At 66.8% G+C, this 12,884-nt stretch carries 13 protein-coding genes; 5 read left to right on the forward strand and 8 right to left on the reverse strand.

What is annotated here, in order from left to right:
* A partial coding sequence (locus tag AUR65_RS20155) for a hypothetical protein (protein WP_058568785.1) occupies positions 1-309 on the reverse strand: 309 nt, incomplete at its 3' end.
* 147 nt (positions 310-456) lie between these two features.
* Here AUR65_RS20155 and AUR65_RS03810 point away from each other — a divergent pair.
* Together AUR65_RS03810 and AUR65_RS03815 are read left to right on the forward strand one after the other, a co-directional pair.
* Entirely contained in the window at positions 457-2,661 is a 2,205-nt protein-coding gene (locus tag AUR65_RS03810) for an ATP-dependent DNA helicase (protein ID WP_058568786.1), read from the forward strand.
* Between the two features lie 75 nt (positions 2,662-2,736).
* Complete coding sequence (locus AUR65_RS03815; protein WP_058568787.1) at positions 2,737-4,113, forward strand: cytochrome P450; 1,377 nt, start codon at positions 2,737-2,739, stop codon at positions 4,111-4,113.
* A gap of 76 nt (positions 4,114-4,189) precedes the next feature.
* Here the strand turns inward: AUR65_RS03815 and AUR65_RS03820 are convergent, their stop codons facing one another.
* Together AUR65_RS03820 and AUR65_RS03825 are read right to left on the reverse strand one after the other, a co-directional pair.
* Positions 4,190-4,687: a 2'-5' RNA ligase family protein gene (locus tag AUR65_RS03820; RefSeq protein WP_058568788.1), complete on the reverse strand. Its 498-nt coding sequence runs from the start codon at positions 4,685-4,687 to the stop codon at positions 4,190-4,192.
* A 52-nt stretch (positions 4,688-4,739) separates the two neighbouring features.
* The gene (locus tag AUR65_RS03825) at positions 4,740-4,934 is read right to left on the reverse strand and encodes a DUF7554 family protein (protein WP_004974006.1); all 195 of its coding nucleotides are present in this window, start codon (positions 4,932-4,934) and stop codon (positions 4,740-4,742) included.
* Positions 4,935-5,026: 92 nt separating this feature from the next.
* Between AUR65_RS03825 and AUR65_RS03830 the strand changes: the two genes are divergently transcribed.
* Positions 5,027-6,241, forward strand: coding sequence for an SPFH domain-containing protein (locus tag AUR65_RS03830; RefSeq protein WP_058568789.1), 1,215 nt, complete (start codon positions 5,027-5,029; stop codon positions 6,239-6,241).
* A 454-nt stretch (positions 6,242-6,695) separates the two neighbouring features.
* Complete coding sequence (locus AUR65_RS03835) at positions 6,696-7,190, forward strand: acyl-CoA thioesterase (protein ID WP_058568790.1); 495 nt, start codon at positions 6,696-6,698, stop codon at positions 7,188-7,190.
* 27 nt (positions 7,191-7,217) lie between these two features.
* Here the strand turns inward: AUR65_RS03835 and AUR65_RS03840 are convergent, their stop codons facing one another.
* From AUR65_RS03840 to uvrB, 4 genes are all read right to left on the reverse strand, one after another.
* On the reverse strand, positions 7,218-7,658 hold the full coding sequence (locus AUR65_RS03840) for a universal stress protein (RefSeq protein ID WP_058568791.1): 441 nt from the start codon (positions 7,656-7,658) through the stop codon (positions 7,218-7,220).
* 63 nt (positions 7,659-7,721) lie between these two features.
* Positions 7,722-8,807 carry a sulfite exporter TauE/SafE family protein gene (locus tag AUR65_RS03845; RefSeq protein ID WP_058568792.1) on the reverse strand — a complete coding sequence of 362 codons (1,086 nt, stop codon included), beginning with the start codon at positions 8,805-8,807 and terminating at the stop codon, positions 7,722-7,724.
* A gap of 408 nt (positions 8,808-9,215) precedes the next feature.
* Positions 9,216-9,635, reverse strand: a complete 420-nt coding sequence (locus AUR65_RS03855; protein WP_058568793.1) for an NUDIX hydrolase — start codon at positions 9,633-9,635, stop codon at positions 9,216-9,218.
* Between the two features lie 6 nt (positions 9,636-9,641).
* Positions 9,642-11,732, reverse strand: a complete 2,091-nt coding sequence (gene uvrB / locus AUR65_RS03860) for an excinuclease ABC subunit UvrB (RefSeq protein ID WP_058568794.1) — start codon at positions 11,730-11,732, stop codon at positions 9,642-9,644.
* A gap of 88 nt (positions 11,733-11,820) precedes the next feature.
* Here uvrB and AUR65_RS03865 point away from each other — a divergent pair, with 88 nt between their 5' ends.
* Complete coding sequence (locus tag AUR65_RS03865) at positions 11,821-12,090, forward strand: DUF7553 family protein (protein ID WP_058568795.1); 270 nt, start codon at positions 11,821-11,823, stop codon at positions 12,088-12,090.
* A 140-nt stretch (positions 12,091-12,230) separates the two neighbouring features.
* Here the strand turns inward: AUR65_RS03865 and AUR65_RS03870 are convergent, their stop codons facing one another.
* Positions 12,231-12,830, reverse strand: coding sequence for a hypothetical protein (locus AUR65_RS03870; RefSeq protein WP_058568796.1), 600 nt, complete (start codon positions 12,828-12,830; stop codon positions 12,231-12,233).
* Positions 12,831-12,884 lie beyond the last annotated feature (54 nt).

Genomic DNA, 12,884 nt, shown 5'->3' on the forward strand with positions numbered 1-12,884 from the left:
GAGGACGACGCCGTAGCCGACGCCCGCCCCGAGCGACCTGAACGAGTCGTCGAGGTCGAAGTCGAGGGCGCTCACGAGGCCGGCGAACGCGACCCCGAGAATCGCGCCGTGGGCGACGTGGATGGCGAAGCCGGCGGCCCCGCCCATCAAGCCGTACATCGAGGGAATGGCGACTTCGAGGACCGGCCGCATCTGGACGACCATCGTCGCACCCATCACGACGGCGGCGAGCGAGCCGGCGGCGACGCCGGCGCGCCAGGAGGCGGTCGTCGTCGATTCGAGTCGTGTCGTGGCTGTTTCGGAGGCCATGGCTAGCGTGCCAACGTCTATCATGATAATGCTCTCTCGGACGGGCGACGCCGCCGCATCGCGGAGGTACGCTTATACGGTCCCCGTCATCTCCGGCGGTGTCGGGTGCTCCGAGCCTTTTAATCGGATGGCGGCCGAGATTCTCCCGTGGCCCACGCCAACGGCGCACCCGACGACGGCGACGCGGACGGAGCGTGGCGGTTCTTCCCGTACGACGAGCCGTACCCCAATCAGGAGGCGGCGATGTCCGGCATCGCCGACGCCCTCGACGACGAGCGGAACGTCCTCCTCGAAGGGGCGACCGGGACCGGGAAGACCATCTCCGCGCTCGTGCCCGCGCTCTCGTACGCCCGCGAGCACGACAAGACGGTCGTCATCACGACGAACGTCCACCAGCAGATGCGCCAGTTCGTCGAGGACGCCCGCGCCATCACCAGAGAGGAGGCCATCCGCGCGGTGGTGTTCCGCGGGAAGTCCTCGATGTGCCACATCGACGTGGGCTTTCAGGAGTGTCAGACCCTCCGCGATACGACCCGGAGCATCGTCGAAAAGGAGTCCGACAAGGCCGAACTCTCAGAGCAGGCGCAGTCGCTCCTCGACGGGATGCGAGAGGGCGAGTCCGGCGCGGCCGACGCGCGAAGCGCCGTCACGGACGAACTCGACAGCATCGACGACGAACTGGAGGAGTTGAAGGAGGGCAACTACTGCGAGCACTACTACAACAACCTCACGCGGAACACCGACGAGTTCTTCCAGTGGCTGTTCGACGACGTGCGGACGCCCGACGAGATTTTCGAGTACGCGGGGAAGCAGAACCTCTGCGGCTACGAACTGCTCAAGGAGGGCATGGAGGGCATCGACCTCGTCGTCTGCAACTACCACCACCTGCTCGACCCGATGATTCGCGAGCAGTTCTTCCGGTGGCTGGACCGCGACCCCGACGACGTGATTACGGTGTTCGACGAGGCGCACAACATCGAGAGCGCGGCCCGCGACCACGCGAGTCGCGCGCTCACCGAGAACACGCTCGAAAGCGCGATGAACGAGTTGGAAGACGAAGACGACTCGCGGGCCGAGAGCGCCCGCAACGTCATCGGGACGTTCCTCGACTCGTTGCGCGACAGCTACGAGGAGGCGTTCGGCTTCGGCGAGCGCGAGCAGGTCGGCGAGAACTGGTACGACCTCTCTATCGCCAATCAGGGCCGCCGCGACGACCTGACGATGGACTTCCTGCAGTCCTACGAGGGCCGCGGCATCGACGTGGAGGTCGAACTCGCCCTCCAGTTGGGCAAGCAGTTAGACGAGCAGTACGAAGACGCGTACAAGAACGGCGAGGCGACGACGCGCAAGGAGTGCCAGACGCTGCAGGCCGCGAACTTCATCGCCGACTGGACGGAGATGGGCGGCGAACTCGGCCGCCACCCGATGCTGTCGGTCCGCCGCGACGGCGGCACCGACGAGATTTACGGCCGCGCCGAACTGTACACCTGCATCCCGCGAGAAGTCACGAAGGAGCTGTTCGAGGAGGTCCACGCCAGCATCCTGATGTCGGCGACGCTCCGGCCGTTCGACGTGACGGAGGGCACGCTCGGCCTCGAAAACCCGGTGACGATGGCCTACGGCCTCGAATACCCCGAGGAGAACCGCCGGACGTTTTCGGTGTCGCTCCCCGCGCTGTTCTCCTCCGAGCGCGACGACCCGGGCACGCAGGAGACGATCGAAGGGATGCTCGCCGACGCGGCCGCCTTCACGCCGGGTAACACGCTCGTGTTCTTCCCGTCGTACGCCGAGGCGGAGCGCTACCACGAGCGCCTGCGTGCGAACCCGGACGTCGACGCGGAACTGTTCTTGGACGAACCGGGCGTCCGCGCCGAGGAGATGCGCCGGGAGTTCGTCGGCAAGGACGGCGCGGTGCTTCTCACCTCGCTGTGGGGGACGCTCGCCGAGGGCGTGAGCTTCGACGGCGACGACGCCCGAACCGTCGTGGTCGTCGGCGTGCCCTACCCGCACCTCTCCGAGCGGTTGGAGGCCGTCCAGGACGCCTACGACCGCGCCTACCGCGGCAAGAAGGACGCCGGCTGGCGCTACGCCGTCGAGATTCCGACGATTCGGAAGACCAGACAGGCGCTCGGGCGAGTCATCCGCGCGCCCGACGACTTCGGCGTCCGCGTGCTGGCCGACAAGCGCTACACCCGCGAGAGTTCCTCCATGGGGAAGTACGGCGTCCGCGGGTCGTTCCCGGTCGAAGAGCGCGCGGAGATGGTCGACATCGCGCCGAACAAACTCAAGTTCGCGATGCTGAACTTCTACAACGACCACGACGCCTACGACGGCGACCCGCCGCGCCCCTGAGCGGGTCGCGCTCGGCACGGACACGTCGGTCGCGCCCGCCGTGCAATTCTTACCTGTTCGAACCAACACAGGGTGATGAGTGCGACCCCTCCCGGACCGAAGGGCCTCCCGTTGTTCGGCGCGAGCAGACAGTACGCCCGCGACCCGTTTACGTTCCTGACGGCCGTCGCGGACGCCTACGGCGACGTGGTCCACTTCGACCTCGGCCCGCTCGACACCTACATGCTCACGAACCCGGCGGACGTCGAGACGGTGCTCGTGAGCGAGGCGTCGAAGTTCAGAAAGCCGCAGTTCCAAGACCGCGCCATCGGCGACCTGCTGGGTGACGGCCTGCTGATGAGCGAGGGCGCGACGTGGAAGAAACAGCGCCAACTCGCCCAGCCGGCGTTCGACGTGCGGCGCATCTCGACGATGGCCGGCATGATGACCGACCGGACGGAGTCGATGCTGTCGTCGTGGGGCGACGGCGACGTGGTGGACGTGCAACTGGAGATGGCGCGGCTGACCGTCGAGATAATCGTCGACGCCATGTTCGGCACCGACCTCGACGACGAACGCATCCGGCGGGTACAGGAGAACCTCGAACCGCTCGGCGCGCGGTTCGAACCCGACCCGCTCCGGTTCCTGACGCCCGACTGGGCCCCGACGCGGGAGAACCGCCAGTACAAGGAGGCGCTGTCCGAACTCGAATCGCTCGTCTGGGACATCGTCGAGGAGCGCCGCGGGACCGAGTACGGCGAGACGCCGGCGTCGTCGGTGCCGGCCGAGGCGACGGGTGACGACCGACCGATGGACCTGCTTTCGATTCTGCTCCGCGCCTACGACGAGGGCGAGCAGACGGAGAAGAACCTCCGCGACGAGCTGATGACGATGCTCCTCGCGGGCCACGACACGACGGCGCTGACGCTGACGTACGCGTGGTACCTGCTCTCGCAACACCCCGAGGCGGAGGCGAAGCTCCACCGCGAACTGGACGAGGTGCTCGGCGGGCGGACGCCGACGTTCGAGGACGTGCGAGAACTGGAGTACACCGAGCGCGTGCTGAACGAGGCGATGCGGCTGTACCCGCCGGTGTACGTCATGTTCCGCGAGCCGAAAGTGGACGTTCGTCTCGGCGGCTACCGCGTCCCCGCTGGGTCGGCCATCATGCTCCCGCAGTGGGTCGTCCACCGCTCGGAGCGCTGGTGGGACGACCCGTTGGAGTTCGACCCGGACCGCTGGGCACCCGAACGGGCCGGCGACCGCCCGCGCTTCGCGTACTTCCCGTTCGGCGGGGGGCCGCGTCACTGCATCGGCAAGCACCTCTCGCTCCTCGAAGGCCGGCTCATCCTCGGCACCGTCGCCCAGCAGTACGAACTCGACTACGTCCGCGACGAGCCGTTCTCGCTTCGCGGGTCGCTGACGATGCACCCACAGGAGCCGATGGGGATGCGGCTCCGGACGCGCGACTGACGAGGCGGGACGGGGTGGGCCGACACACCGACGGGTCGTCGCTCCGCCGACGGTGACGGCGGTCGAATCCCCGCCGTCAGGCAGGGAGCGAAATCGAGGCCGCGGTCTCGCGGAACGACGAGTCGTAGACGTCGAGTTGCGAGACGGTCCACTCGATGGGGTCGATGGACTGGCTGGCGACCGCGCGGGCGTCGGCGACGCTACCGCCGCGGGCCAGCGTGACGTGCGGGACGTAGTCGTCGCCCTCTAGCCCGTCGATAGCGCCGAACTCGTCGGCGAGCGCGCGGTGGAGGTCGAAGAGACCGGGGCTCTCGACGGCGAGGTAGACGACCGGGGCGGCCCCGCGAGGCGGGTCCTCGAAGAACCGGACGTCGGTCACGCGGGCTTCGAACGCCGGCTGACCGGCGAGCGCGCGTCGCAACTGTTCGCGCAGGCGGTCGAACTCGGTGTCTTCGAACCGCTTGCAGACGAGCGTGTGCCGGTCTCGAACCCGGTCGAACGGGGCGAGGTACGGAAACAGGTCGGACGCGAGGCGGGCGACCCGTCCCGGAACCGGGACGTTCAGACTGTACACGCCCGTGACTCACGCGAGAGACACAAAGGCGTATCGTCGCCGCCGGGGAGAATCAGATTCGGTCGAGCAGCCAGAGGACGATGAGTGCCGCGACGACGAGACCCAGAATCGGCTGGAGCGGGCCGAGCAACGCGCCGAACAGCCCGAGCACCTCGCCGATGATTTCGAGGACGAGCCAGACGAGGACGAGCAGGAGGATGATTTTCAGCAGGTCCTCCACGTCGATTCGGCCGCGGTTGGTTCGCATACCGGGGCGTGGGGCGTTCGCGGACAAATAGTTGGTGGCCAGGTGACCGGGTGGCCGGGTAGCTTTATTCCGCCTCGGTGTCACTCTCCATCATGGACAGCCTGTTCTACCAACTCGGGAAGCTCTCGGCGTCCTCGTCCTCGTCCTCGTCGTCCTCCTCGTCGAGCGCGGAGCGGGTCGACAGCGAGCCCGGCCGAATCCCGCGGTGGCTCGGTCCCCTCGCGGTCGCGGTGGTCGTCTTCGGCATCGCCGTCGTCGTCTTCCCCGTCACGCCGGTGACGCTCGCGGGCTACGTCGTCCTCGCGCTCGCCGTCGCCGCGGTGTACGACGCGGTCGAAATCGTACAGGCGTACGAAAAGCGGACGCTGACCGTGTTCGGCGACTACAAAGGCATCCTCGAACCGGGGCTGAACGTCGTCCCCCCGTTCGTCTCGAAGACCTACCGCTTCGACATGCGGACCCAGACGTTAGACGTGCCCTCCCAAGAGGCCATCACGGAGGACAACTCGCCGGTCACCGCCGACGCCGTCGTCTACATCCGCGTGATGGACCCCGAACGCGCCTTCCTGCAAGTCGATAACTACCGCCGGGCCGTCTCGTTGCTCGCACAGACGACGCTCCGGGCCGCGCTCGGCGACATGGAACTCGACGACACGCTGGCGCGCCGGGACCACATCAACGCGCGCATCCGCCGGGAACTCGACGAGCCGACCGACGAGTGGGGCGTCCGCGTCGAGTCCGTCGAGGTCCGCGAGGTCAAGCCCTCGAAGGACGTCGAAAACGCGATGGAACAGCAGACCTCTGCCGAGCGCCGCCGCCGCGCTATGATTCTCGAAGCGCAGGGTGAGCGTCGCTCCGCCGTCGAAAAGGCGCAGGGTGACAAGCAGTCGAACATCATCCGCGCGCAGGGTGAAAAGCAGTCCCAGATTCTCGAAGCACAGGGTGACGCCATCTCGACCGTCCTGCGGGCCCGCGCGGCGGAGTCGATGGGCGAGCGCGCCATCATCGACAAGGGCATGGAGACGCTGGGGAACATCGGCACCTCGCCGTCGACGACGTACGTCCTGCCGCAGGAACTCACGTCGCTTCTCGGTCGGTACGGGAAGGGGCTGTCCGGCTCCGATATACAGCAGGCCGACGGCCTCGAAAGCAAGGCGTTCGACGAGGAGACCCGCGAACTCCTCGGCCTCGACGACATCGGTGAGATACTCGGCGAGTTGGACGGCGTCGAGACGGCAGACATCTCCGCGGACGCGGTCGACATCGAAATCGAAGACGGCGGCGTCGAGACTGAGCGCGTCGAGTGAGCGAAAAATCGATACGCGAATCAGTCGGAGACCCGTCCGACGCGCCGAGGGTCCGATGCAGCGTCGTGTCCGGTCTGCGGGGGTGACCGGCGCGAGCCCCGTCGTCCGGCCGTCGCGGTTCGGCGAGGCGCAAGGCGGACGTGAGACGGGAAACCGCTCGGTGCGTCGGCTTCGGGGTCGTGACTGACTCCCCGTCGTCGTCCGGTCGAACGAGAGTCGGAACCCTCGGGAACGTTCCCCCGAGCGCGGACGAGAGACAGGCGTCGGCGTCCCACCACCGGTCTGCGGTTCACGCAGACACTATTCGATACGTAATAAACACTATTAATTGCCTAGGTTGTTGAAACGTGCGGTGCGTTTGCCGACCAATCGACAACCCGAGCGATTAATCGCCTTTATTTCTATTTTTCACGACGTAGAATAATTTAACCACGTCCGTCTCAGAGCGTGTGGTATGCAACAGCAGTCGTCGGTCGGTACGCGGTCGCTGTCGGCGTCCCGCGCCGAGATGAGCGAGATTCTGATGCCAAACGACACGAACAACCTCGGGCGCGCCCTCGGCGGGCGGATTTTAGAGTGGATGGACGTCTGCGGGGCCATCGCCGGGCGGCGCTTCGCCGAGCGGCAGGTGGTCACGGCGTCGATGGACCACGTGGACTTTCTCGCGCCCATCGACGTGGGCGACGTGGTGACCGTCGAGGCGTACGTCTTCGACACCGGTCGAACCAGCATGGACATCAAGGTCGACGTGACCGCCGAGCGCCCGAGCGAGGGCGACCGCCGCGAGACCATCACCTCCTTTTTCACCTTCGTCGCGCTCGACGACGACGAGAAGCCGAGTCCGGTTCCGGACCTCGTCTGCGACTCCCAAGAAGAGCGCGAACTGCGCGATTCGGCGCTCCAGAAGCGCCGTGAGCACCGCGCCGCGCTGGCAGAAGAGTTCGAGTAACGCGGACCGCGAGCGGGTCGCGGGCCCTTATTCTTCGTCCGCCGCGCGGACGGTCAACACCGGCGCGTCCGACTGCCGGACGACGCGCTCCGTGACGGAGCCGACGAGGTAGTGGTCGAGGCCGGTTCGGCCGTGGGTCGCCATCACGACGAGGTCGACCTCGGCGTCGGCGGCGTAGTCGACGATAGTCGAGTGGGGGACGCCCTCCTCGACGATGCGTTCGGTCTCGACGCTGTCAGGCAGCGCCTCGACCGCGGCGTCGGCCGCGGACTCCGCGCGGTCGAGTTCGGACTTCTCCCACACGTCCGGCGCGATGCCGGCCGAGGGCGACTCGAAGCGGTTGCGCGAGTCGGCCACGGACAGCACGTGGACCGTCGCGCCGTAGGTCTCCGCGAGGTTCGCCGCGTGTTCGATTGTCGCGTCGGTCGCGTCACTACCGTCGGTCGGAAGCAGGATGTGGTCGTACATGGGTGAGGGTTCAGAATCGAGGACTGTGAAAGTGGTGCCGGTGAAAACGGTTCGAGTGGGTCGTTAGATGCCCAGCGCCATCAGGAACAGCGCGAGCGAGATGACCGCGAAGAGGACGCCGACGAAGTTCTTGATGACGTCAGTCTCCAGCGCGTTCGACACGTAGGGCGCGATTTGGCCGCCGAGGACCGTCGCGGGGACGGTGAACACGACCATGTTCCACGGCGTCGTCGCGAGACTCAGCGAGTGACCGCCGACGATGCCGCCGCCGAAGACGTGGACGAGCGACGCCAGGATGGCGGTCAGCGCGACCACGATATGGTTCGTACCGATGGCGACGCGGACGGGGACTTTCGTGCTGAGCATCGAGATGATGCCGAGTTCGCCGACGCCGAAGCCGGCGAGGCCCTGGAACATCCCACCGATGCTGTAGTTGGCGAAGCGACGCAGGTAGCCGCCACGGGTGTAGGTGTAGTCGTCGCCCTCGCGGTCGACGCGGGTGACGGTCCCGTCGTCGGCCGTATGGACGCCCGCGGGGCCGAGCTTACCGGGGTCGTTGGGGAGGTTCGTGGAGACGGTACCGCCGTCGGTGGCCGCGGTGTGGTCGGAGTCCGACGAGCCGGGTTCGTCGTGGCCGAGGTCGGCGTTGAACAGCAGGTACGACGCGGCGAGCAGCGCGATGCCGAGCAGCGCGTGGAACACCACGTCGGGGATGACGAACGACAGGAGCGCGCCGCCGACGACGAACGGAATCGACCCGCCGACGAGCGTCAGCGCCAGTCGCCGGTCGACGAGACCGTACTGGATGAAGGCGACGGCCGAACTGGAGAGACCGAACGCCTCGCTGATGAGGCCCACCTTGACCAGCGTCGACGAGTCGAGCGGGTGCGCGAAGATGGGGAAGATGAAGATGAGGAACGGGACGAAGAGCGCCGACCCGCTGATGCCGACCGTGTTCACGATGGTCGCGCCAGTGAGGAACACCGGGAACAGCCACCAGTACTGGAGCCAGTACTCCATGCCTGCACCCGACGGCGTCGGTGCCATGGTGAACACCGAGACGAGGAACAGCAGGGGAGCGATGAACACGAGGATGTGTTGGTACTTCAGGAACGACTTCTGAACGTGACTGAGAGACTGAGAGCTCATGGTTCTCGTTGTTGTCAGTTCGCAGTAGCGTTCGCGTGCACTCGCGTGGAGTGACGCGTCGAAAACAGCCCGTTTGCCGAGTCATCAGCGGCACCGACCCGCGCGCGTTCACCGTCTCCCGAGGATGCGACCGCGTCGCACACCGGGTGGACCGGCGTGCGGTGGTCGCCCGAACTGTCGAGCACGGAATGCTCGAATCCGCGGACCATTCAGGTAATGCCTCCGTTAGGGTAGGCGTGGTGAACGGTGTGGGTTGCAGGCTCGTCCGCCGAGGTGCGGATCACGGTGGAACGGGCATAGCGAGGTCGGAGTAATAAGTCTTGATGTCGACCCAGCATTTTGGGTACAGTCCACACACCGACGCGCGTCGAAAAACCAGTAACATGTGTTTCTATCCAAAATCTGTGTTCACTCGTTGAGTTCGAACGCCCGTCTGACAAGCGCCCGTTCGGTCTCGTAGGTGAGTCGCTGGAGGGCCTCAACCGGGGTGACCCACTGGCGCGCGTCGACCTCACCGTCGGGTTCGAACGGATGCTCGTCGGCGACGCGCATGTGCCAGACGAACACGCCCTTCGGTCCGCTCGGCGCGCCCGCGTCGTCCGGGACGCGGTACTCGTAGCGCCCGGCGAACCGCCCGCAGTCGACCGCACAGCGCGTCTCCTCGCGGACCTCCCTGACGGCGGTCTCGACCAGCGTCTCGCCGGGTTCGAGTTTCCCCTTCGGGAGCGACCAGTCGTCGTAATGCGGCCGGTGGACGAGACAGAGTCGGCCGTCGTCGCGGCGGAGGAGGCCGCCGGCCGCGAACGTCAGGGTCGGGGGTTGAGACACGGCCGGTCAGAACTCGTCCGGCGGCGTCAGGCCGTCGTCGCCGTCGTGTTCGTCGGGGTACTCGGGCGCGACGCCGTCTTCGAGCGCGTCCACGTCGAACTCGCGGCGGAGGTTCTGGATGCGGTCGCGGATGTCCGCGGCGAGTTCGAACTCGAGGTTGTCGGCGGCCTCCTGCATCCGGTCTTCGAGGAAGGCTATCTGTTCGACCGCCTCGTCGGCGTCGGCGGGGGCGTCGCCGGAGACGCCGCGGGTGTCGGTCTTGCTCCCCGGCAGGTTCGTCTCGCCGACCTCCTTTTCGATGGTCGTCGGGGTGTAGCCGTGTTCCTCGTTGAACTCCTGTTGGATGCGGCGGCGGCGCTGGGTCTCGGAGATGGCGGCCTCCATCGCGTCCGTCATCTCGTCGGCGTAGAGCACGACCTCGCCGTTGACGTTGCGGGCGGCGCGGCCCATCGTCTGGACGAGCGTGGTCTCGGAGCGCAGGAACCCCTGCTGGTCGGCGTCGAGGATGGCGACCAGCGAGACTTCGGGGATGTCGAGGCCCTCCCGGAGGAGGTTGATGCCGACGAGCACGTCGATGTCGCCGAGGCGGAGCGACCGGATGAGTTCGTGGCGTTCGAGCGTGTCGGTCTCGTCGTGCATGTAGGCCACGTCGACGCCGGCCTCTTCGAGGTACTCGGTGAGGTCCTCGGCCATCCGCTTCGTGAGCGTCGTGACGAGCACGCGCTCGTCGCGGTCGATGCGCTCGTCGATGCGGGCCATCAGGTCGTCGACCTGCCCGGTCGCCTCCGTCACCTCGACTTTCGGGTCCACGAGGTGGGTCGGCCGGACGATTTGCTCGACGATTTGGTCGGAGTGCTCGCGCTCGTAGTCGCCGGGCGTCGCGGAGACGAAAAGCGCCTGTCCGACGGTCTCTTCGAACTCCTCGAAGGTGAGCGGGCGGTTGTCGTATGCCGTCGGCAGGCGGAAGCCGTTCTCGACCAGCGAGTCCTTTCGGGACTTGTCGCCGGCGTACTGACCCTTAATCTGCGGGAGCGTGACGTGCGACTCGTCGATGACCGTGAGGAAGTCGTCGGGGAAGTAGTCGAGGAGCGTGTAGGGCGCGTCGCCGGGTTCGCGGTCCGAGAGGTGGACCGAGTAGTTCTCGATGCCGGAGCAATGGCCCGTCTCGCGGAGCATCTCGATGTCGAAGGTGGTGCGCTCTTCGATGCGCTGGGCGGCCACGAGGTCGCCCTGTCGCTGGAAGTGCTTCACCCGCTGTTCCATCAGCTCCTCGATTTCCGAGATTGCGCCTTCGAGCTGTTCTTCGGGGATGGAGTAGTGTTCCGCCGGGTGGACGAGGACCGCCGGTTCCGACGACTTGACCTCGCCCTCCAGCGGGTCGAGCTTCAGCATCCGGTCGATTTCGTCGCCCCAGAACTCGATGCGGACGGCGTAGCGGCCGTACATCGGGAACACCTCGACGGTGTCGCCGCGGACGCGGAACGTGCCCTGCCGGAAGTCCACGTCGTTGCGCTCGTAGTTGAGGTCGACGAGCGCGCCGAGCAGTTCGTCGCGGTCCATCTGCTGGCCGACCTCCAGTCGGAGGGACATGTCGGTGTAGTTCTTCGGGTCGCCGAGGCCGTAGATGGCGGACACCGAGGCGACGACGATGACGTCGTCGCGGGTGAGAAGCGACCGGGTCGCGGAGTGGCGGAGCCGGTCGATTTCCTCGTTTATCGACATGTCCTTGTCGATGTAGGTGTCGGTCTGTTCGATGTACGCCTCGGGCTGGTAGTAGTCGTAGTAGGAGACGAAGTACTCGACCGCGTTGTCGGGGAACAGTCCCTTGAACTCCTCGTACAACTGGGCGGCGAGCGTCTTGTTGTGCGCGAGGACGAGCGTCGGCTTCTGAATCTCCTCGACCACCCACGAGACGGTGTTCGTTTTGCCGGAACCGGTGACACCGAGCAGGGTCTGCACGTCGGCACCCTCGCGGAAGCCGCGGGCCAGCGCCTCGATTGCCTCGGGTTGGTCGCCCGCGGGGTCGAAGGGGGCGTCGACGCGGAATTCGCGGTCTGCGTCGGGTCTGTCGGCGGACAGGGGACCGGACTCGCTCATTGTCCGTCCTTGGGTCGCGGCGTACTTGAGCGAGGCGGTGCTTGTCGTCGGAGGAACGGTTTTGGGCCGGGCTGTCGAACAGTTCGGTATGACGCGAGCCGAACTCGAACGCGCGAGCAACCTGCTCAAGGACGCCGCCGAGGCGACCGAGGGCGACGTGCAGGAGCGACTCTACGAACAGTCCGACCAGCTCGCGAAGCTGGCGACGCGCGAGCAGGGACCGGACCACGGGCGACTGGCCCGCCACATGACGGTCCTCCACGAACTCGCCGAAGACCTCGACGGCGACGTCGCCGAGACGGTCCGCGAGGCCCGAAGCGAGGTCCTCGAATACCGCAAGGGCGTCCCCGGCGTCTGACGACCGTCTGACAAACCCCCTCGTTTCTACTGGAACTCTCCCGTTACGCCGCGCGTCGGCGCTGTCGGCGCTCGGCGAACGAAATCTCAAATTCGACGCCGAGTGGGTCGCTCCGCGACCCCGAGTGTGAGAAGAGTGAGTTAGCAGACGTTCTTCGGCTTGACGCCCATGCCTTCGAGCGTCTCGACGTACTCGTCGTAGGCGGCTTCGACCACCGCGTCGGCGGCCTCGCGGGCGACGGCGTCGTCTTCGACGAGGTCGGAGATGGCGGCTTCGAGCGTGTCGAGTTGGTCGTTGAGGTCGGACTTGAGCGTGCGGAAGTCGTTGGCGGCCATCGGGTCCGCGTCGCCGACGAAGAAGCCGACCATCTGCTCGACGGTCTTCAGCGACACGAGCGCGCGGGCGAGCGCGCCGCCGAGGCGGCCGTCGGTCGTCTCGAACTCGGCGAGCACGTCGTAGACGTTCGGCTTCGAGCCGTCTGACTCCGCGCCGACGGTCTCGGCGTGCTCGCGGGCGGTGTCGGCTAGGTCCGAAAAGAGCGCGGCGGCCTCGTCGTTCGGTTCGTCGTCCGCCCACCAGTCGAACAGGTCGGCGGCGGCGGCGGCCTCGGCGGCGGCGGCCGCGCGGACCGCGTCGCCGTCCATCTCGCCGCCGGTGACGGCGTACAGCGCCTTCGAGGAACCGAGTCGGGAAAGCGGCGTCTCGTGGTCGTCGCGGAGGGTGTCGAGGAGTTCGGTCATACGCCCCCGTATGTCCGTCTCGGGTTTGTACCCATCGGCGGCGGCGAGTCCGGC

This window comes from Haloferax marisrubri (genome assembly GCF_001469875.2).
GTDB classification, from domain to species: domain Archaea; phylum Halobacteriota; class Halobacteria; order Halobacteriales; family Haloferacaceae; genus Haloferax; species Haloferax marisrubri.